This is a genomic window from Geodermatophilus sp. SYSU D00879, assembly GCF_054050375.1.
The window spans coordinates 439,306-459,337 of record NZ_JBJGZF010000002.1 but is presented as its reverse complement, the minus strand read 5'-3'; the positions used below and the strand labels follow the sequence as shown (position 1 = coordinate 459,337).

Below are 20,032 nucleotides of genomic sequence, written 5' to 3'. Positions count from 1 at the left end.
CAGTGCCGTCGCGGCGACCCGGGCCGCCGGTCGGGCACAGCAGCCCCGGCTGTCCCCGCGTGGGCGTGTCGCCGGGGACCGTCGGCACCGGTCCGCACCATGGCCGCGTGCAGACCCTGCAGATCGACGGCGTGCCGGTGTTCTCCGCCCCGGGGCCGCGGCGGACGACGCTCACGCTGGTGTTCGGCGTCGGCGTCCGGGACGAGACCTACGCGACGCGCGAGCTCACCCACCTCGTCGAGCACCTGGTGATGGGCTCGCTGCCCAAGCGCAACACCCAGTGCAACGGCACGACGACGGTGGACTCGACGTCCTTCCACGCCACCGGCCGGCCCGAGGCGGTGCGCGAGTTCGTCGAGGGCGTGTGCGCGGCGCTGTCGGACCTGTCGCTGTCCCGCGCCGACGCCGAGATCGGCGTGCTGCAGGCCGAGGACTGCTCCGGCGCCGGCGGCGGGCTGGTCGAGAGCCTGTGGGCGGCCCGCTACGGCCTGACCGGCCCGGGCGTCGCCTTCGCCGGCGGCCCCGGCCCGCAGTTCCTGCCCGACGAGCTGATCCGCGCGCACGCGGCCACCTGGTTCGTCCGCGGCAACGCCGCGCTGGTCTGCCACGGCGAGCTGCCGGAGGGGCTGCGCCTGGACCTGCCCGAGCGGCCGGTGCCGCCGCACCGCCCCGCCGTGCCCCGCCCGCAGGCGGCGCCGTCGTGGACCAGGTCGTGGACGCCGGGCGTCGGGCTGCAGCTGTCGGCCACGGGCCCGTGGGACCCGGCGCTGCGGATGGGCGCCGACGTGCTGCGCGAGCGCGTGCAGGACCTCGCGCGCACCGAGCGCGGCCTGAGCTACTCCGCCGACGTCGTCACCCACGACGTCGACCCGGACCGCCGCGAGGTGACCGTCGTCGTCGACGCCCGGGAGGGGCAGGAGGGCGCGGTCGCGGAGATCCTCTGGACCCGGTTCGAGGAGCTGTGCCGCACCGGCCCCGGCGAGGACGAGCTGGCGCACGCCCGGGAGGGCCTCGCCGAGCACCTCGACTCCGCCGACGAGGACGACCTCGTCCGCTCGGACCTCATGGACGCCGCCCTCGCCGCCGTCACCGGCATCGCCCCGCTGACGGTGGCCGAGGGCCTGGCCGCCTGCTCGCGGGTGACCGCCGCCGAGGTGCAGGCGGCGCTGCGGCGGGTCCGCGGCACCGCGCTGCTGCAGGTGCCCGAGTGGTCGGGGTTCGCCGGCCTGCCGGGCCTGCAGCGCTGGCTGCTGTGCGGCCTGACCCGCGAGCCGGTGCCGGGCCGGACGATCCGCCCGCCGCTGGGCCGGCGGGTGCTCGGCCGGGTGGGCGACCGCGCGATCGTCCTGGGCGACCAGGGCATCGCCCACCGCGACGCCGACGGCGACGTGCACGCCATCGGCTGGGCGCAGGTGGAGAACGTCTTCCCGCTCCTCGACGACGGCGGGCTCGTGGTCGTCGGGGGCAACCTGTGCACGGTCCCGGTGGAGCGGGCGGTGTTCGGGCAGCGCGCCGTCGACCAGGTCAGCGCGCGGTTGCGGGAGGCCGTCCACCCGCAGCGGTGGTCGGTGCCGCGCCCGGCCGCCGTCCCCGCCGGTTGAGGCGGTCACCGGGGGCGCGGCCGGCGCCGCCCCACCCGTCCCCGTCGTCCCCGGCCGCGTGTCGGCCGGGGACGACGGGCCGGCTCCCGGACCATGGCTCGGTGCAGCGAACGGTCATCGACGGCGTCCCGGTGTTCACCGCCGGCGGGCGGGAGCGGACGACGGCGGCCCTGGTCTTCGGCGTCGGCCTGCGCGACGAGACGTTCTCGACCATCGAGGTCACCCACCTCGTCGAGCACCTGGCCATGGCCGCGCTCCCGCGCACGCACCTGCGCTGCAACGCCGTCACCGACGTCGACAGCACCGCCTTCTTCGCCACCGGCCGCCCGGACGCCGTCGCCGCCTTCCTGGAGGGCGTCTGCCGCGCCCTGGCCGACCTGCCCACCGAGCGGCTGGCCGCCGAGGCCGGCGTGCTGCAGGCCGAGGGCTGCGGCACCGGCTCCTCCACGGTCAGCGCGCTGTGGGCCGCCCGCTACGGCCTCACCGGGCCGGGCCTGACCGTCTCGGCCGGGCCCGGCCCGGAGTACCTGACCGAGGAGACCGTCCGGGCGCACGCCGCCCGCTGGTTCGTCCGCTCCAACGCCGCGCTGTGGTGCCACGGCCCGCTGCCCGAGGGCCTGCGGCTGCCCCTGCCCGACGGGCCGCGCCCGGCGCGCCGGGTCCCGGTCCCGCGCCCGCAGGACGGGCCGGTCTGGACGCACACCGACGCCCCGGGCGTCGGGCTGCTACTGGCCACCGACACCCCCGGCGACGCCGCGCTGGCGGTCGGCGTCGACGTGCTCCAGGACCGGCTGCGCGAGCGCGCCCGGCACGACCGCGGGCTGTCCTACGGCGTCGACTCCCTGCCCCTCGACCTCGCGCCCGGCCGGCGGGAGGTGGCGGTCGTGGTCGACGCCCGGACCGGCCGCGACGCCGAGGTCGCCGGCCTGCTGTGGGAGACCTTCGCCGAGCTGTGCGCCGACGGGCCGGACGCCGCGGAGGTCGCGCACGCCGTCGTGGGGCTGGAGGCCGAGCTGGACGACGAGGACGCCGTCGGCACGGAGCTGGCCGACGCCGCCTACTGCGCGGCCACCGGCCTGCCATTCCGCCCGGCCGCGGACACCCTCGCCGCCTGGCGCGCGGTGACGCCGGCGCAGGTGACCGCGGCGCTGCGCCGGGCCGCGGCGACCGCCGTCCTCGGCGTGCCCGACACCGCTGCCTGGGACGGCCCGGCCGGCGTCGCCCGCCGCCCGCTGTGCGGCACCCTCCCGGAGCTGCCGGCCGGCACGGTGTTCCGCCCGCCGCTGCTGCGCCGGCTGCTCGACCCGGCCGCGCGGGTGGCGCTGGTCGTCACCGAGGACGGCCTCGCGCACACCGACGCCGACGGCGACGTGCACGGCATCCCGTGGTCGCGGGTCGAGGCCGTGGTGCCCACCGACGACGGCCGGGGCGTCTCGGTGGTCGGCCGCGACCTGTGCGGCGTGCGCGTCCACCCCGACCTCTACGGCCGCCGCGCCGTCGCCGCGGTCACCGGCCGGGTGCCGCCCACCGCGCTGCTCCCGCGGCCGCGGACCCCGGAGCCGGACACCGTCCCCGTCGCCTGACCGGCCTCACCGACCGGCGCCGCATCGACACGGCCGGACGGCGGCGCGCCCGCCGTCCGCCGCGGGCGACGCGACGGCCCGCGCCGGCCGGGCCCGGACCTACCGTGACCGGGTGCGGTTCGCGGTCATCGGGCCGCTGGAGGTCCGGGGGGACGACGAGGCGCCGGTGCCCGTGCCCGGTGCCAAGGAGCGACTGCTCCTCGCCGTCCTGACCGCCGGGGCGCCCGGGGTGGTACCGACCGACCGGATCACCGACGTCCTCTGGGACGGCGCGCCACCGCCGACCGCCCGCAAGTCGCTGCAGGCGCACGTGGTCCGTCTGCGCAGCGCGCTCGAACCCGGGCGCCCGCACGGTTCGCCCGGGCGGTACGTCGCCCGCCGCGGGCCCGGCTACGCGCTGACCGTCGACCGGTCCGACGTCGACGCCCTGCATGTCGGCGACCTCGCCGCCCGCGGACGGGCCCACCTGGCCGCAGGCGCGCCGGCCGAGGCGGAGGAGGCGCTCTCCGAGGCCCTGCGGCTCTGGCGCGGCGAGCCGTACGCCGACTGGCCCGACGCGGAGTTCGCCGCGGTGGAGCGGCGCCGGCTGGCCGAGGTCCGGACCGGCGTCCTCACCGGGCTCCACGAGGCCCGTCTGGCGCTCGGCCGCCACGCCGAGGTCCTGCCCGAGGCCGAGCGGCTGGTCGCCGAGGACCCGCTGCAGGAGGACCGGTGGCGGCTGCTCGTGCTCGCCCTCTACCGGTCCGGCCGGCAGGCCGACGCGCTCGCCGCCCTCCGCAGGGTGCGGGGGCTGCTGGCCGAGGAACTCGGGGCCTCCCCGGGGCCGGCGCTGCGCGGGCTGGAGGCGGCGGTCCTCGCCCAGGACCCGGCACTGGACCTCCCGGCGTCGCCGGGCGGGACGGCGGCCGTCCCGTCCGGGACGTCGGTCTGCCCCTACAAGGGGCTGGCCGCCTACCGGGCCGAGGACGCCCCGCTGTTCCGCGGCCGCCGGCGCCTCGTGGCCACCCTGGTGGCCCGGCTCGTCGACGCGCCGATGGTCGTCGTCTCCGGTCCGAGCGGCGCCGGGAAGTCCTCGGCGGTCCGGGCCGGGCTGGTGCCTGCGCTGACCGGTGGTGCCCTGCCGGGCGGCGCCGCGTGGCGGCCCGTGGTCGTGACTCCCGGCCGGTGCCCGGTCGACGTCCTGGCCCCGCTCACCGGGGACGACGGACCGGTGCTCCTGGTCGTCGACCAGACCGAGGAGCTGTGGGCACCCGGAGTCGACCCCGGCGAGCGGACCGCGTTCCTCGACGCAGTGCTCGGGCTGCTCGACGACGGGGTGGCCGCGCGCTGCGTGCTCGTGTTGCGTGGGGACGTGCTCGGCCGGCTGGCCGAGCACGCCGCGGTCACCGCCCGGCTCGACGGACGGGTGGCCCTCGTCCCGGCGCTCACCGACGCGGAACTGCGGGAGGTCGTGCGCGAGCCGGCTGCCGCTGTCGGGCTGACCGTCGAGGACGACCTGGTGGACGCCGTGGTCGCCGACGGGCTCGGCAGGCCCGCGGCACTCCCGCTGCTGTCGACCGCGCTGGTGGGCACGTGGGAGCGGCGCCGCGGCGGCACGCTCACCCTGGCCGGCTACCTCGCCGCCGGCGGGCTGGCCGGTGCGCTGACCCGATCCGCCGAGGCGGCCTGGGCGCAGCTCGACGGGCCCGGGCAGGAGCTGGCGCGGGGCCTGCTGGTGCGCCTGGCCGACGACGCCGGCGGAGTGCTGGTCCGGCGCCCGCTGCCGCTGGCGGAGCTGGACGCCGGGGACCCTGCCCGCCGTGCGGTCGTCGACGCCTTCGTCGCCCGGCGACTGCTGTCCCTCGACGAGGGCCGGCTCGAGGTCGCGCACGAGGCGCTGCTCACCGCCTGGCCGCGACTGGCGGCCTGGCTGGAGGAGGACGCCGCGGGGAGGGCGGTGCGCCGGCACCTGGCCCCGGCCGCGTCCGACTGGGACGCCGCCGGACGCCCGGACGACGAGCTGTACCGCGGCGCCCGGCTGGCCGCGGCCCTCGACTGGGCTGATCGACCCGACGCCGACCCGACGCCGGTCGAGCGGGCCTTCCTCGACGCCTCCCGCGCCTCCGCCGATGCCGAGCTGCTGGCCGCCCACGAGCGGGCCGATCGGGAGGCGGCGGCCCGGCGGAGGACCCGGTGGCTGGCCGTGGGCCTCGCCGCGGTGCTGGTCGCGGCGCTCGTCACCGCCGGGACGGCGGTCCGGTCCCAGCTCGCCGCGCAGCGGGCGTCCCTCGTCGCCGACGCCAACCGCCTCGCGGTCCTGTCCACGTCCGTGGGCGCCCTCGACCTCGCGTTCCTCCTCGCCGCCCAGGCGGTCCGGCTGGCCGAGACGCCGGACAGCGCCGACCGTCTCCTCACCACGTTGATCGAGCACCGGCGGGTGGAGAGGGTGGTGGCCACCCCGCCGGGCGACCTGCTCGACGGCGTCCTGGCCGGGGACGCCACCCTCTTCCTGCGCGGGCTGACCGCGTGGGTCTGGTCGGCGAGCGATCCTGCTCCCCGGGAGCTGCGCGACCTCGGGTGCTGCACCACCGCCCTGGACGGCTCCCCGACGGACGGGGTGGCGGCCGTCGCCGGGGCCGACGATCACGGGACCCCCTGGCTGCGCCTGCTGACGGCCGACGGCGAGGAGACGCTCTCGCTGGATCCCGCCACGGGAGCAGGCTTCCCCCTCGCGGTGTCGGTGACCGCGGACGGCAGGCGCATCAGGGTGCTGGTCGAGCGATGGGGGGACCCCTCCAGCACCGTGGTCCCCTGGAGCGTGGTCGAGGTGGACCGGGTGAGCGGGGCGACCACCGACCTCGGGGTCGGGGGGTGGACGACGACCGGGTCGGACGTCCTCCAAGCGGACTTCGGTGACGAGGGCACCACCCTCGTCACCTGGACGGTCGACGCCGAGGGCGTCGACGCCGGACGCAGCCGCGTCGCCGTGCTCAGCGACCTGACGTCGGCGCGGCAGGTCGAGCTGCAGGTGCCGGACCGGGCGGCCCAGCCGCTGGGTTTCCGGGCGCTGGGCTCCGGGGTGGCTCAGCTGTGGTCCGACGGTGCCGTCACGCTCTACGGCCGCGACGGCGCGGTGCGGCAGGAGCTCGACGCCCATCGCGCAGGCGTGGCCGACGTCGAGGAGTCCCCGGACGGCACGTGGGCGGTGACGGTCGGCGGGGATCCGGGAGTGGCGCTCTGGGAGGTCGACCCCGCGTCCGGGGACTGGACACGGCCGCAGACGCCGCCCGGGCACGAGGAGGCGTACGTGACGGTGGCCGAGATCTCCCCGGACGGCGGACGGCTGTTCACTGCCGCGCCTGAGGGGCTGATCGTCGTCCGGGACATGCGACGGGGCGGCGGCGTCGGGGACGCCCTCCCGACCCTCGACGGTCGGTGGGTCGCGGGCCGTCCGGAGGTCGTCGAACCCGGCCGCCTCGTCGTCGTGCCCACCCGACCGGTGTCCAGGACCGGAGGGGACACGTGGTGGGAGCCGGCGCCCGACACCCGGCAGGTCTCCGCCACCTTCCTCGATCCCGGCACGGGAGAGGTGGTCGAGGACGTCGACGTGGGGGAGACGCCGGCCGAGCCCGGCTTCCCGGCGTCGGTCGCGGTGAGTCCGGACCGGCGCCGCGTGGCCGTGACCAGTGGAACGGCGGTCACCGTGCTCGACACGGCGACGCGGGACGTCGTGGTGAGCATCCCGCTGCCGGCGAACGGGGAGCGGGGCGAGGACGGCCGGTCGGTGTCCGCCGGGATCGCGTCGTGTGCGGAGTGGACGCCGGACGGCTCCCGGCTGGTCCTCTGCACGCGCGAGGCCGCGTACCCCCGGACGCGTCCCGGGTTGTCCGTCGTGGACCTGACCGGCGAGGTGGTGCAGCAGGTCCGGTCCGGCGGACGGGCCCGGGTGTCCACCACCAGTCCCGACGGCCGGCTCCTCGCCGTGGGCGCCGAGAACCGGGCAGCGGTCAGCGTCCTCGACGCGAGCACCCTCGTGCTCCGCTCCGTCGTGGAGCTGCAGGACGTCGACCGGATCGAGGACCTGGCGTTCTCGGGCGACGGACGGCGCATCGCGGTGGCCGGTGCCAACGGGGTCGTCGCGTTCGTCGACACGGCGCCGGGGGAGACATCCGGCGAGCCGGTGCCCGTGGGACGCCCGCTGGTGCAGGTGGACTGGGCGTCCGACAGCCGGACGCTCGTCGCGGCCGGGCGGGACGGGACCGTCGCGCTGGTCGACGCCGACCGTCGGGTGCTGCGTGGACCGCCGCTGCCCGTGTCCGACGGCGCGGCGGACGGTCACCTGCACCTGCTCACCACCCAGGACGAGGTCGTCGCCTTCAGCGGTCAGTCACCGGGACGGCGCTTTCCCCTCGAGTCGCGGGACTGGCTGGCCGCGGTGTGCGCGATGGCCGGACGGGACCTGACCGCGGCCGAGTGGGGGCAGTACCTGCCCGGCCGCCAGTGGCAGCCGACGTGCACCGACCTCCCCTGACCGGGTGACCGGTGGGGAGGTCGGCGCCGGGGGTCAGCACTCGTCGAGCGGCACCAGGACGGCGACGAGGGGCAGCGCCGTCCACCACTGGTCCGGAGGGGCCACCACGGGTTCGCCGGTGAGTTCGGACCAGGTCACCAGGCGGACGCAGTGTGTCGTGCCCGGGTCGCCCTCGAACGGGACGGCGCCGGCGGGACCGGTGACGGCGAGCAGGCCGCCCGTGACGAGCGGGAGGAGGACGCCGAGCACGGCGGCGCGACGAAGCGTCGTGGACATCAGGACCTCCGTTCAGGCGCCGGTACCGGCGCACGCGGGCTGCGACAGGAGGTGGCGCTCGTAGGCGTCGGAGAACAGGGTCTGGCCGCCGGGGCCGGTGCCCGGCCAGTCGTCGACCTGACCCAGGAGCGCGCTGCAGGACGGGGTCCGGTCGTCGCCGGCGGGCGGGTCGGCCAGGGCCGCGGACGGCACGAGGACGACGACTCCCGCCGCGAGGACGGTGCACGCGGAGCGGATGCGGACGGACATCGCGGGGACCTCCCGGTGCGGTGCCGGGCGTCTCCCGGCGAGGACACCAGCGGACCGGGGGACGGTTGCGGTCCCTGCCGTCACCGGTTGCGGTCCGGTTGCGGTGGAGCCCGGCGTGGGATCGGTGCTGCTCCAGGGGGTGCGGGAGCGCCGTCGTCCCTATCCTCGGCAGCGTGCAGATCCCGTTCTCGTCCTCGGAGCGCTCCAGCCTGGGCGTGGAGTGGGAGTTGCAACTCGTCGACCGGGAGAGCCGGGAGCTCACCGCCGGGGCGACGGAGATCCTCGAGGAGATCCGGCCCGACGGCGCCGAGGAGCACCCGAAGGCCAAGCACGAGCTGCTGCAGTCGACCGTCGAGGTCATCACCGGCGTGTGCACCACCGTCGAGGAGGCCACCGCCGACCTCGCCGGCACGGTCGCCGAGGTGGCCGCCGCCGCCGACCGCCGTGGCCTGGGCCTGCTGTGCGCCGGCACCCACCCGTTCACCGACTGGCAGACGCAGCTGATCTCGCCCAAGGAGCGGTACCTGCAGCTGGTCGAGCGGATGCAGTGGCTGGCCCGGCGGCTGCAGATCTTCGGCGTCCACGTGCACGTCGGGGTCCGCTCGCCGGACAAGGCGATGCCGATCGTCAACGCGCTGACCCAGTACGTGCCGCACTTCCTCGCGCTGTCGGCGTCCTCGCCGTTCTGGGTCGGCTGCGACACCGGGCTCGCCTCGGCGCGCAGCAAGGTCTTCGAGGCCATGCCGACGGCGGGGCTGCCCACCCAGCTGCCCGACTGGGCCGGCTTCGAGACCTACATGGAGACGCTCATCTCCACCGGCGCCATCGAGAGCGTGCGCGAGGTGTGGTGGGACATCCGCCCGCACCCCGGCTTCGGCACCGTGGAGCTGCGCATCTGCGACGGCCTGCCCACGCTCGAGGAGGTCGGCGTCGTCGCGGCGCTGTCGCAGTGCCTGGTCGAGCAGTTCGACACCCAGCTCGACCGCGGCTACACGCTGCCCACCCCGCCGAGCTGGGTGGTGAAGGAGAACAAGTGGCGCGCGGCCCGGTGGGGCCTGGACGCCGACGTGGTGGTGGACGAGAAGGGCACGGTGCGCCCGGTGCGGCAGGCGCTGCTGGACCTCGCCGAGGAGCTGACCCCGACGGCGAAGCGGCTGGGCTGCGAGGCGGAGCTCGCGGGCGTGGAGCGGGTGCTCGCCGTCGGCGCCTCCTACCAGCGGCAGCGGGCCGCGGCGCTGGCGTCCGGCGGGGACCTGCGCGTCGTCGTCGACGGGCTGCTCGCCGAGCTGCGGGACGGCCTGCCCACCTCCGGGCCGGCGGCCGGCCCCGACGGCCCCGTCCCCGGCCCGGCGGCGTGCGCCGGCGGCCACGCCGCATGACCCGGAGCCCCGAGGAACTGGCCGCCGGGCTCGACGCGTGGGTGGCCGACCGCACCGACTCCCTGGTCGGCGTGCGCCGGCACCTGCACATGCACCCCGAGCTGGCCTTCGCCGAGGTGGAGACGACGGCGTTCCTCGAGCAGCGGCTCGCCGGCGCCGGGCTCGCGCCGCGCCGGCTGCCCAGCGGCACCGGGCTGGTGGTCGAGGTGGGGTCCGGGGACCCGACGGTGGTGCTGCGGGCCGACATCGACGCGCTGCCGCTGGCCGACCTCAAGGACGTCCCCTACGCCTCCACCCGCGACGGCATGTGCCACGCCTGCGGCCACGACGTGCACACCACCGTGCTGCTCGGCGCGACGCTGGCGCTCGCCGCGCTGGACGACCTGCCGGGCAGGGTGCGCTGCGTGTTCCAGCCGGCCGAGGAGACCGTCCCCGGCGGCGCCACGCACGTGGTGGCGGCCGGCGTCCTGGACGGCGCGTCCCGGGCGTTCGCGCTGCACTGCGACCCGGCGATCCCGGTGGGCACCGTCGGCCTGCGCACCGGCTCGATCACCGCCGCCTGCGACCGCATCGACGTCACGCTCACCGGCCCCGGCGGGCACACCGCCCGCCCGCAGCTGACCGTCGACCTGGTCGACGCCCTGGGCCGGCTGGTCACCGGGCTGCCCGGGCTGCTGTCGCGCAAGGTCGACCCGCGGGCCGGGTTCTCGCTGGTCTGGGGTGCGGTCAACGCCGGCGTCGCGGCCAACGCCATCCCGCAGCGGGGCACCCTGCGCGGCACCGTGCGGGTGCTCGACCGGGACGAGTGGCAGCGCGCCGAGGGTCTGCTGCGCGAGCTGGTCGAGCAGGTGGTGGCGCCCACCGGCGCCGGCGTCGAGGTGGAGTACGTCCCCGGCGTGCCGCCGGTGGTCAACGACCCGCGCGCGGTGGCGCTGCTGCGCACCGCGGCGCTGCAGACCGTCGGCAGCGAGAACCTGCGCCAGTCGCCGCAGAGCATGGGCGGGGAGGACTTCGGCTGGTTCGCCGACGTGCTGCCGATCGCGCTGGCCCGCCTGGGCACGCACGGCGGGGGAGCGCCGCTGGACCTGCACCGCGGCACCTTCGACGTCGACGAGCGGGCCATCGGGGTCGGGATCCGGCTCATGGTGCGCACCGCGCTGCAGGCGCTGGCCGCCGCCGTCGGGACGTCGGGCTCGGCCGCCGGTGCGCCCGGCCCCGGCCACCCCGCGCGTCCGCACTCCCGGGAGCGCCGGTAGAACGTTCCTCGACCGTGCACCCGATGCGGGGAGTTCACCGATGAGCGCCACCGACACCGCGACGCCCGGCGAGGACGAGGTCCCCGCCGAGCACGAGGTGCCCGACGAGCTGTCCCTCGCCGGCGACTTCCCGTCGGTCGGCCGCGAGCAGTGGCGCGAGCTGGTCGCCGGGGTCCTGCGCAAGGCCGGCCGCGAGGAGCTGCCCGACCCGGTCGAGGACGCGCTGCGCCGCACGGTGGCCACCGGCGTCAGCGTCGCCCCGCTCTACACCGCCGAGGACGCCGGCGACCTGCCGACGGCGGTCGGCGTGCCCGGCCTGCCGCCGTTCGTCCGCGGCGCCCGCGCCGGGGCGCACCCGGAGAGCGGGGTGCCCGCCGGCTGGGACGTGCGGCAGCGGCACGCCCACCCCGACGTCGCGGTCACCCGGGAGGCGATCGCGTCCGACCTGGAGAACGGCGTCACCTCGCTGTGGCTGCACCTCGGCGACGGCGCGGTGCCCGTGGACGCCCTCGGCGACGTGCTCGCCGACGTCTACCTCGACCTCGCGCCGGTCGCCGTCTCCGGCGGGGTGCCGGCCGCCGAGGCGCTGCTGGCGCTGGCCGGCGACCGCACCGACCTGGCACCCGGCGGCTCGCTGGGCCTCGACCCGCTCGGCGACCAGGCCGCCTCGGGGGAGGAGCAGGACCTCACCGTCCTCGCCGACCTCGCCCGCCGGACCCCCGCGGGCTGGCGCACCGTCGTCGTCGACGCGACCGTGTACGCCGACGCCGGGGCCACCGCCGTCGAGGAGCTCGGCTGCTCGCTGGCCGCCGGGGTGGCCTACCTGCGGGCGCTCACCGACGGCGGGCTGACCGTGGACGAGGCGTTCGAGCGCGTCGAGTTCCGCTACTCCGCCTCGGCCGACCAGTTCACGACGATCGCCGCGCTGCGCGCCGCCCGCCGGCTGTGGGACCGGGTCGGCGAGGTCAGCGGCGCGTCGGAGGCGGCGCGGGCGCAGCGCCAGCACGCGGTGACGTCGTCGGTGATGACGACGCGGCGCGACCCGTGGGTGAACATGCTGCGCACCACGGTCGCCTGCTTCGCCGCCGGCGTGGGCGGGGCCGACGTCGTCACCGTGCAGCCCTTCGACGCCGCGCTCGGCCTGCCCGACGCCTTCTCCCGGCGGATCGCGCGCAACACCCAGAGCCTGCTGGTCGAGGAGGGGCACCTCGCCCGCGTGCTCGACCCGGCCGGCGGCTCCTGGTACGTCGAGTCGCTCACCGAGGACCTCGCCCGGGCCGCGTGGGCCTGGTTCACCGAGATCGAGCGGGCCGGCGGGCTGGCCGCGGCGCTGAGCTCGGGGCTGGTCCGCGACCGGCTGGCCGCCGCCTGGGACGCCCGGGCGAAGCGACTGGCCGAGCGGAGCGACGCGATCACCGGCGTCAGCGAGTTCCCCAACCTGACCGAGAAGCTGCCCGAGCGGCAGCCGGCCGCCGACCTGCACCCGACCGGCGGCCTGCCCCGCGTGCGGGCGGCGCAGGAGTACGAGGAGCTGCGCGACCGCGCCGACGCCGCCGGGCAGCGGCCGCAGGTCTACCTCGCCACCATCGGCCCGATCGCGCGGCACACCGCGCGGGCGTCGTTCGCCGGCAACCTGTTCCAGGCCGGCGGCGTGGCCACCCCCGCCGCCGACGGCGCCTCCGGGTTCGCCGACGCCGGGACGACGGTGGCCTGCATCTGCGGCACCGACGCCGACTACGCCGAGTCCGCCGCCGCGCTGGCCGCCGAGCTGCGGGCCGCCGGCGCCACGCACGTGTGGCTGGCCGGCAAGCCCGCGCTGGGGGTGGACGGCGTCGACGGGTACGTGTACGCCGGGTGTGACGCGCTGGACGTGCTCCGCACCGTCCACGAGCAGCTGGGAGTGACGGCATGAGCGGGATCCCCGACTTCGGCGGCGTCGAGCTGGGCCGGCCGGCCGCGCACGCCGGCGCCGACGACTGGGCCAAGGCGTTCGAGTCCGCGACCGGCCGCGGCGTCGAGGAGGCGACCTGGGAGACCCCCGAGGGCATCGCCGTCCCGCCGCTGGCCACCCCGGCCGACCTCGCCGGGCTGGACTTCCTCCGGACCTACCCGGGCCTGCCGCCGTACCTGCGCGGGCCCTACCCGACCATGTACACGACCCAGCCGTGGACGGTCCGCCAGTACGCGGGCTTCTCCACCGCGGCGGAGTCCAACGCCTTCTACCGGCGCAACCTCGCCGCCGGGCAGAAGGGCCTGTCGGTCGCCTTCGACCTGCCCACCCACCGCGGCTACGACTCCGACCACCCGCGCGTCGTCGGCGACGTCGGCATGGCCGGGGTGGCGATCGACTCGATCCTGGACATGCGGCAGCTGTTCGACGGCATCCCGCTGGACCGGATGAGCGTCTCGATGACCATGAACGGCGCGGTGCTGCCGGTCCTGGCGCTCTACGTCCTCGCCGCCGAGGAGCAGGGGGTGAGGCCGGACCAGCTCACGGGGACCATCCAGAACGACATCCTCAAGGAGTTCATGGTCCGGAACACCTACATCTACCCGCCGAAGCCGTCGATGCAGATCATCAGCGACATCTTCGCCTTCACCTCGGCGGAGATGCCCCGCTTCAACTCGATCTCCATCTCCGGCTACCACATCCAGGAGGCCGGGGCGACGGCCGACCTGGAGCTGGCGTACACCCTCGCCGACGGCGTCGAGTACCTGAACGCGGGCAAGGCCGCGGGCCTGGACATCGACGCGTTCGCGCCGCGGTTGAGCTTCTTCTGGGCCATCGGCATGAACTTCTTCATGGAGGTCGCCAAGCTCCGCGCCGGGCGGCTGCTGTGGGCGCGGCTGGTGAAGGAGGCCGGCGCGCGGAAGGACAAGTCGCTGTCGCTGCGCACCCACTCGCAGACCTCGGGCTGGTCGCTGACCGCGCAGGACGTCTACAACAACGTCGTCCGCACCTGTCTGGAGGCCATGGCCGCCACCCAGGGGCACACCCAGTCGCTGCACACCAACGCCCTCGACGAGGCGCTGGCGCTGCCCACCGACTTCTCCGCGCGGATCGCCCGCAACACCCAGCTGCTGCTGCAGCAGGAGTCGGGGACGACGCGGGTGATCGACCCGTGGGGCGGCTCGGCGTACGTGGAGAAGCTGACCTACGACCTGGCCCGCCGCGCCTGGGCGCACATCGAGGAGGTCGCCGAGCACGGCGGCATGGCGCAGGCCATCGACGACGGCATCCCGAAGCTGCGCATCGAGGAGGCCGCCGCCCGCACCCAGGCGCGCATCGACTCCGGCCGCCAGCCGGTGATCGGCGTCAACAAGTACCGGGTCGAGGCCGACGAGGCGATCGAGGTGCTGCGCGTCGACAACGCCGACGTGCTCGTCCAGCAGAAGGCCAAGCTGGCCGAGCTGCGCGCGTCCCGGGACGCCGCCGCGGTGACCGAGGCGCTGCGCCGGCTCACCGACGCCGCCCGGGCCGCGGCCGAGGGGCGGCGGGACTCGTCGCTGGACTCCAACCTGCTCAAGCTCGCCGTCGACGCGGCCCGGGCCAAGGCGACGGTCGGGGAGATCTCCGACGCGCTCGAGGAGGTCTACGGGCGGCACGCCGGCCAGGTGCGCACCATCTCCGGTGTGTACCGCGACGAGGCCGGCAGCTCCGGGCCGCTCGAGGAGACCCGCCGGATGACCGAGGCGTTCGAGGAGGCCGAGGGGCGCCGCCCCCGGATCCTCGTCGCCAAGATGGGCCAGGACGGCCACGACCGCGGGCAGAAGGTCATCGCCACCGCGTTCGCCGACCTGGGTTTCGACGTCGACGTCGGCCCGCTGTTCCAGACGCCGGAGGAGGTGGCGCGGCAGGCGGTCGAGGCGGACGTGCACGTCGTCGGCGTCTCGTCGCTGGCCGCCGGCCACCTCACGCTGGTGCCGGCGCTGCGCGACGCGCTGGCCGAGCTCGGTGCCGACGACGTGCTGGTCGTCGTGGGTGGCGTCATCCCGCCCGACGACGTCCCGACGCTCAGGGAGATGGGCGCGGCCGCGGTGTTCCCGCCGGGCACGGTCATCGCCGAGGCGGCGCAGGAGCTGCTGCGGACGCTCTCTAAGCGCCTTGGTCACTGAGGCGATGGGCCACTGATGCCCGCTCCGGACGTCCCCGCGCTGGTCGAGGGGGTGCTCGGCGGCGACCGCCGGTCGCTGGCCCGGGCGATCACGCTGGTCGAGTCCCGCCGCGCCGACCACCGCGAGCGCGCGCAGGAGCTGCTGGTCGAGCTGCTGCCGCACGCGGGGGCAGCGCGGCGGGTCGGCATCTCCGGGGTGCCCGGGGTGGGGAAGTCGACGTTCATCGACCAGCTCGGCGTCGACCTGACCGCGACCGGGCACCGGGTGGCGGTGCTGGCGGTCGACCCGTCGTCGGCGCGGTCGGGCGGCTCGATCCTGGGCGACAAGACCCGGATGGCGCGCCTCGCCGTCGACCGGAACGCCTTCATCCGGCCGGCGCCGACCGCCGGGACGCTGGGCGGGGTCGCGCAGGCGACGCGGGAGTCGATGGTCGTCGTCGAGGCGGCCGGCTACGACGTCGTGCTGGTGGAGACCGTCGGCGTCGGGCAGTCGGAGGTCACCGTCGCCGAGATGGTCGACTCGTTCCTGTTCCTGACGCTGGCCCGCACCGGCGACCAGCTGCAGGGCATCAAGCGCGGCATCCTCGAGCTCGCCGACGTCATCGCGGTCAACAAGGCCGACGGGCCGGCCGCCGCCGACGCGCGCAAGGCCGCCCGCGAACTGGCCGGGGCGATCCGGATGCTGCGCGGGCACACCCCGGGCGGGTGGGACGTGCCGGTGCTGACGTGCGCCGGGCTGACCGGCGAGGGGCTGGCCGAGGTGTGGGCCAAGCTGGTCGAGCACCAGGACCGGGCGAAGGCGTCGGGGGCCTTCGACGAGCGGCGCCGGGCGCAGCAGGTGCGCTGGACCTGGCAGCTGGTGCGCGACGGGCTCGAGCACCGGCTGCGCGCGCACCCCGGCGTGCGCGCGTCCGCGCCGGAGCTGGAGAAGGCGGTGCTGGCCGGCGAGCTCACCCCCGCCCTGGCCGCCCGGCAGCTGCTGGAGACCTTCCTCGGCGACCCCGGCGCCTGAGATCCCGAAGGCCGCGCCGGGCGTCCCTGGTCGCGGCGGACCAACTGCCCTGTGCCGGCCGCTCGCGGGTGTGGACCCTCGGGGCACGGTGCCGGCCGCGCGCTGCGCCGGCCCGTGGGGGAGGCGATGGCCGTGCGGGCTCGCGGGCGCACGTTCCGGCTCCTGCTGGCGGTGCTGTTCGTCGTCACCTTCGCGACGACGTCGCCCGCGCAGGCCCTGCAGTGCACGGAGACCGACCCCATCGCCCAGCACCACTGCGAGCTCGGCGGGGCGGCGTCGGTGGTCGGGACCCCGGTCGGCGCCCCGTACGACGTCGCCGGCGGACGCGCCCAGGAGTTCACCGCGGGCACCATCTACTGGTCGCCGGCCACCGGCGCGCACGAGGTGCACGGCTGGATCAGGGACGCCTACTGGCGGCTCGGTGGACCGGTGGGGTTCCTGGGGTTCCCGGTGACCGACGAGAACCGGGCGGCTGACGGGGTGGGGGCGTTCAGTCACTTCCAGGGTGGGTCGGTGTTCTCCTCGCCGGGCACGGGGGCGCACGAGGTGCACGGGTGGATCCGGGACGAGTGGTTCGCCCTGGGTGCCGAGCGGGGGTTCCTGGGCTATCCGGTCAGCGACGAGAACCGGGCGGCTGACGGGGTGGGGGCGTTCAGTCACTTCCAGGGTGGGTCGGTGTTCTCCTCGCCGGCCACCGGCGCGCACGAGGTGCACGGGTGGATCCGGGACAAGTGGTTCGCCCTGGGTGCCGAGCGGGGGTTCCTGGGCTATCCGGTCAGCGACGAGAACCGGGCGGCTGACGGGGTGGGGGCGTTCAGTCACTTCCAGGGTGGGTCGGTGTTCTCCTCGCCGGCCACCGGCGCGCACGAGGTGCACGGGTGGATCCGGGACAAGTGGTTCGCCCTGGGTGCCGAGCGGGGGTTCCTGGGCTATCCGGTCAGCGACGAGAACCGGGCGGCTGACGGGGTGGGGGCGTTCAGTCACTTCCAGGGTGGGTCGGTGTTCTCCTCGCCCGCCACGGGGGCGCACGAGGTGCACGGCGCCATCCGCGACCGCTGGGCCGCCCAGGGCTGGGAACGCGGCCCGCTGGGCTACCCGATCACCGACGAGTACACCGTCAACGGCGGCCGGCAGAGCGACTTCCAGACCGGCTTCCTGCGGTGGACGGCGGCCACCGGGGCGGTGCGCACCGCGCTGCTCGAGCCGTACGAGCACGCGGGCACCTGGGTCACCCGCTACCGCTTCAGCCGCGAGTACGGCGGGGCGAACCCGGTGACCACCCCGGCCCAGGTCGACGCGATGGCCGACGCCGGCGTGCACACGCTCCATCTCCAGGCGGCCGTCGACGACCCGGCGTACCCGAGCCTGCTCAGCCCCGACCTGCTGGGCCAGTTCCTGACCCGCGCCCACGCCCGGGGCATGCAGGTCGTCGCGTGGTACCTGCCGCACTTCACCGACGTCGCGGCCGACCTGCGCCGGTTCCAGGCGATGGCGGACTTCCGCGCCTCCGGGCAGGCCTTCGACGCCATCGGCGTGGACATCGAGGACCGCACGGTCACCGACGTCGCCACCCGCAACGCCCGGCTGGTCGACCTCTCCGCCCGCCTTGCCGCGGCCCTGCCCGGCACGACGCTGGCGGCCATCGTCCTGCCGCCGGTGGTCACCGACGTGCTCAACACCGCCTACTGGCCTGACTTCCCGTGGCGGCAGCTCAGCGGCTCCTACCAGGTGTGGATGCCGATGGCCTACTGGACCAACCGCACCGCGGAGTCGGGCTGGCGCGACCCCTACCGGTACACCGCCGAGAACGTCGCCCGCGTCCGCACGAACCTGGGGGAGCCGTGCGCGGCCGTCTCGGTGATCGGCGGCTACGGCACGACGGTGACCGCCGCCGACTACCGGGCGATGGCCCAGGCCGCCGCGGACCAGGGCGCCGTAGGCGTCTCGGTGTTCGACTGGGCGACGACCCCGGTGGGGTCCTGGCCGCCGCTGCGCGGCTACGACGTGCGGGGCTGCTGACGGGTCAGAAGGCGGAGCGGCAGTCGCGGGCGCGGAGCTCGGCGAGGTAGTCGTCCGGCGCCCCGGCGGCCTCGGCGGCGTCGGCGATCGCGCCCAGGTGCCGCGCCGAGGGCAGCCCGCCCTCGAAGGCGTCCAGCGCGTAGACGTAGGCGACGACGTCGCCGCCGAGGGTGTGCACCCGCAGGTTCAGCTTGCGGTAGAGGCCGCGGTCGGCGCCCTCCCAGGCGTCGAGCTCGCGCTCGTCGGCGGGCGTGAGGTCGTAGAGCGCGACGAACACGCCGGGCGCCTCGCGGTCCTCGGCGGGCACCAGGGTGGCCAGCGCTCCCTCCCAGCCGTACTCCTCGCCGCCGAAGGCGAGCCGCCAGCCGCGGATCCAGCCGGTGCCGACGTGCGGGGAGGACGGGCAGCGGCGCAGCATCTGCTCGGGGTCCATGTTGGACCCGTACGCGGCGTAGAGACCCATCGCCGACCGAGCCTACGGCCGGTGTGGCCCGCGCGACCCCGTGAGCCTGCCGACACCACCCGCCCGGGCTGGGAGGATGGACGGCGAACCCCCCGGTCCACGACGCAGGAGACCCGCATGACCCGCATCGTCATCATCGGCGGCGGCCCGGCCGGCTACGAGGCCGCGCTGGTGGCCGCCTCTCTGGGTGCGCAGGTCACCGTCGTCGAACGCGACGGCCTCGGGGGCGCCAGCGTCCTCACCGACTGCGTGCCCTCGAAGACCTTCATCGCCGCCGCGGGCACCATGACCTCGGTCCGCGACTCGAGCGTCCTCGGCCTGCGCGGCGCCGACCTCGCCACCGTCGGCCTGGACCTCGCCTCGGTCAACGCCCGGGTCAAGGGCCTGGCCGTCGCCCAGTCCGCCGACATCCACGCCCGCCTGGAGGCAGAGGGCGTGCGCCTGGTGTCCGGGCAGGGCCGGCTCGCCGACGACGTCCGGGGGCTGGTCGAGCACCGCGTCGAGATGCTCGACCGCGACAGCGGGGTGCGGGAGACGCTCGAGTGCGACGTCGTCCTCGTCGCCACCGGAGCCGACCCCCGCGTGCTGCCCGGCAGCGAGCCCGACGGCGAGCGGATCCTCGACTGGCGCCAGCTCTACGACCTCGACGAGATGCCCGAGCACCTCGTCGTCGTCGGGTCGGGCGTCACCGGCGCGGAGTTCGCCTCCGGCTACCTCGAGGCCGGCGTGCCGGTCACCCTCGTCTCCTCCCGCGACCAGGTGCTGCCCGGCGAGGACGCCGACGCCGCCGACGTCATCGCCGAGGTCTTCCAGGCCCGCGGCGGGCGGATCGCCGAGCGCGGCCGCGCCGCGTCGGTGACCCGCACCGAGAAGGGCGTGCTGGTCGAGCTCACCGACGGGCGCACCGTCGAGGGCTCGCACGCGCTGATGACCGTCGGCACCGTGCCGAACACCGCCGGCCTCAACCTCGAGGCGTGCGGCGTGGAGCTGCGCGAGTCCGGCCACGTCGTCGTCGACCGGGTGTCGCGCACCAACGTGCCCGGCATCTACGCCGCCGGCGACGTCACCGGTGTCTTCCAGCTCGCCAGCGTCGCGGCCATGCAGGGCCGCATCGCCATGTGGCACGCGCTCGGCGAGGCGGTACAGCCGATCCGGCTCAAGACGGTGGCCGCCAACGTGTTCACCCACCCGGAGATCGCCACGGTCGGCGTGCAGGAGAAGACGCTGCCCGAGGGCCACGACCTCGACGTCGTCCGGCTGCCGCTGGCCACCAACGCGCGGGCCAAGATGAGCGACCTGCACGCCGGGTTCGTGAAGCTGTTCGCCCGCAAGGCCACCGGTGTCGTCGTCGGCGGGGTGGTCGTGTCGCCCGGCGCCAGCGAGCTGATCCTGCCGATCGCGCTGGCGGTCACCAAGGGCCTGACCGTCAGCGACCTCGCGCACACCTTCGCCATCTACCCGTCGCTGTCGGGCTCGATCACCGAGGCCGGCCGGAGGCTGATGGGGGCCGACGCGCTGGCGTGACGCGTGTGACGGCCGGGACGCGGGGGACGGGGCCGTCGGGGCGCG

General features: G+C 76.2%; 13 protein-coding genes. 10 read left to right on the top strand and 3 right to left on the bottom strand.

Annotated features, from left to right (window positions below; genetic code table 11):
* The first annotated feature begins 107 nt into the window (after positions 1-107).
* The 3 genes from ACI79B_RS05535 to ACI79B_RS05525 all read left to right on the top strand — a co-directional run bounded on the left by ACI79B_RS05535 (position 108) and on the right by ACI79B_RS05525 (position 7,694).
* Positions 108-1,601, top strand: a complete 1,494-nt coding sequence (locus ACI79B_RS05535) for a hypothetical protein (protein ID WP_456930001.1) — start codon at positions 108-110, stop codon at positions 1,599-1,601.
* Between the two features lie 101 nt (positions 1,602-1,702).
* The gene (locus ACI79B_RS05530) at positions 1,703-3,184 is read left to right on the top strand and encodes a hypothetical protein (RefSeq protein WP_456930000.1); all 1,482 of its coding nucleotides are present in this window, start codon (positions 1,703-1,705) and stop codon (positions 3,182-3,184) included.
* A 112-nt stretch (positions 3,185-3,296) separates the two neighbouring features.
* Entirely contained in the window at positions 3,297-7,694 is a 4,398-nt protein-coding gene (locus ACI79B_RS05525) for an nSTAND1 domain-containing NTPase (RefSeq protein ID WP_456929999.1), read from the top strand.
* 33 nt (positions 7,695-7,727) lie between these two features.
* On the opposite strand, the gene ACI79B_RS05520 is transcribed toward ACI79B_RS05525, so the two are convergent.
* Together ACI79B_RS05520 and ACI79B_RS05515 are read right to left on the bottom strand one after the other, a co-directional pair.
* Positions 7,728-7,970, bottom strand: coding sequence for a hypothetical protein (locus tag ACI79B_RS05520; RefSeq protein ID WP_456929998.1), 243 nt, complete (start codon positions 7,968-7,970; stop codon positions 7,728-7,730).
* Between the two features lie 12 nt (positions 7,971-7,982).
* On the bottom strand, positions 7,983-8,219 hold the full coding sequence (locus tag ACI79B_RS05515; protein ID WP_456929997.1) for a hypothetical protein: 237 nt from the start codon (positions 8,217-8,219) through the stop codon (positions 7,983-7,985).
* A gap of 173 nt (positions 8,220-8,392) precedes the next feature.
* Between ACI79B_RS05515 and ACI79B_RS05510 the strand changes: the two genes are divergently transcribed.
* The 6 genes from ACI79B_RS05510 (at position 8,393) to ACI79B_RS05485 (ending at position 18,000) form a co-directional block, all read left to right on the top strand.
* The gene (locus ACI79B_RS05510) at positions 8,393-9,598 is read left to right on the top strand and encodes a glutamate--cysteine ligase (protein ID WP_456929996.1); all 1,206 of its coding nucleotides are present in this window, start codon (positions 8,393-8,395) and stop codon (positions 9,596-9,598) included.
* Positions 9,595-10,854 carry an amidohydrolase gene (locus ACI79B_RS05505; protein ID WP_456929995.1) on the top strand — a complete coding sequence of 420 codons (1,260 nt, stop codon included), beginning with the start codon at positions 9,595-9,597 and terminating at the stop codon, positions 10,852-10,854. The genes ACI79B_RS05510 and ACI79B_RS05505 overlap by 4 nt, the downstream gene beginning before the upstream one ends.
* A 40-nt stretch (positions 10,855-10,894) precedes the next feature.
* Positions 10,895-12,766 (top strand): methylmalonyl-CoA mutase subunit beta, encoded by a 1,872-nt coding sequence (locus ACI79B_RS05500; RefSeq protein ID WP_456929994.1) that lies wholly within the window; start codon positions 10,895-10,897, stop codon positions 12,764-12,766.
* On the top strand, positions 12,763-14,970 hold the full coding sequence (gene scpA / locus ACI79B_RS05495; RefSeq protein WP_456929993.1) for a methylmalonyl-CoA mutase: 2,208 nt from the start codon (positions 12,763-12,765) through the stop codon (positions 14,968-14,970). The genes ACI79B_RS05500 and scpA overlap by 4 nt, the downstream gene beginning before the upstream one ends.
* Positions 14,971-14,985: 15 nt before the next feature.
* Positions 14,986-15,981, top strand: a complete 996-nt coding sequence (gene meaB / locus ACI79B_RS05490) for a methylmalonyl Co-A mutase-associated GTPase MeaB (protein ID WP_456929992.1) — start codon at positions 14,986-14,988, stop codon at positions 15,979-15,981.
* 126 nt (positions 15,982-16,107) lie between these two features.
* The gene (locus ACI79B_RS05485; protein ID WP_456929991.1) at positions 16,108-18,000 is read left to right on the top strand and encodes a hypothetical protein; all 1,893 of its coding nucleotides are present in this window, start codon (positions 16,108-16,110) and stop codon (positions 17,998-18,000) included.
* A 4-nt stretch (positions 18,001-18,004) separates the two neighbouring features.
* Here the strand turns inward: ACI79B_RS05485 and ACI79B_RS05480 are convergent, their stop codons facing one another.
* On the bottom strand, positions 18,005-18,463 hold the full coding sequence (locus ACI79B_RS05480) for a gamma-glutamylcyclotransferase family protein (protein ID WP_456929990.1): 459 nt from the start codon (positions 18,461-18,463) through the stop codon (positions 18,005-18,007).
* Here ACI79B_RS05480 and ACI79B_RS05475 point away from each other — a divergent pair.
* Complete coding sequence (locus ACI79B_RS05475; RefSeq protein WP_456929989.1) at positions 18,389-19,987, top strand: NAD(P)H-quinone dehydrogenase; 1,599 nt, start codon at positions 18,389-18,391, stop codon at positions 19,985-19,987. The two genes, ACI79B_RS05480 and ACI79B_RS05475, sit on opposite strands and share 75 nt — an antisense overlap.
* Positions 19,988-20,032: the final 45 nt, after the last annotated feature.

Excerpts from the sequence above, each read along its gene's own strand:
- ACI79B_RS05520 (WP_456929998.1), bottom strand. The coding sequence starts at position 7,970 with ATGTCCACGACGCTTCGTCGCGCCGCCGTGCTCGGCGTCCTCCTCCCG.
- ACI79B_RS05515 (WP_456929997.1), bottom strand. The coding sequence starts at position 8,219 with ATGTCCGTCCGCATCCGCTCCGCGTGCACCGTCCTCGCGGCGGGAGTC.
- ACI79B_RS05505 (WP_456929995.1), top strand. The coding sequence starts at position 9,595 with ATGACCCGGAGCCCCGAGGAACTGGCCGCCGGGCTCGACGCGTGGGTG.
- ACI79B_RS05500 (WP_456929994.1), top strand. The coding sequence starts at position 10,895 with ATGAGCGCCACCGACACCGCGACGCCCGGCGAGGACGAGGTCCCCGCC.
- scpA (WP_456929993.1), top strand. The coding sequence starts at position 12,763 with ATGAGCGGGATCCCCGACTTCGGCGGCGTCGAGCTGGGCCGGCCGGCC.
- meaB (WP_456929992.1), top strand. The coding sequence starts at position 14,986 with ATGCCCGCTCCGGACGTCCCCGCGCTGGTCGAGGGGGTGCTCGGCGGC.
- ACI79B_RS05485 (WP_456929991.1), top strand. The coding sequence starts at position 16,108 with ATGGCCGTGCGGGCTCGCGGGCGCACGTTCCGGCTCCTGCTGGCGGTG.
- ACI79B_RS05480 (WP_456929990.1), bottom strand. The coding sequence starts at position 18,463 with ATGGGTCTCTACGCCGCGTACGGGTCCAACATGGACCCCGAGCAGATG.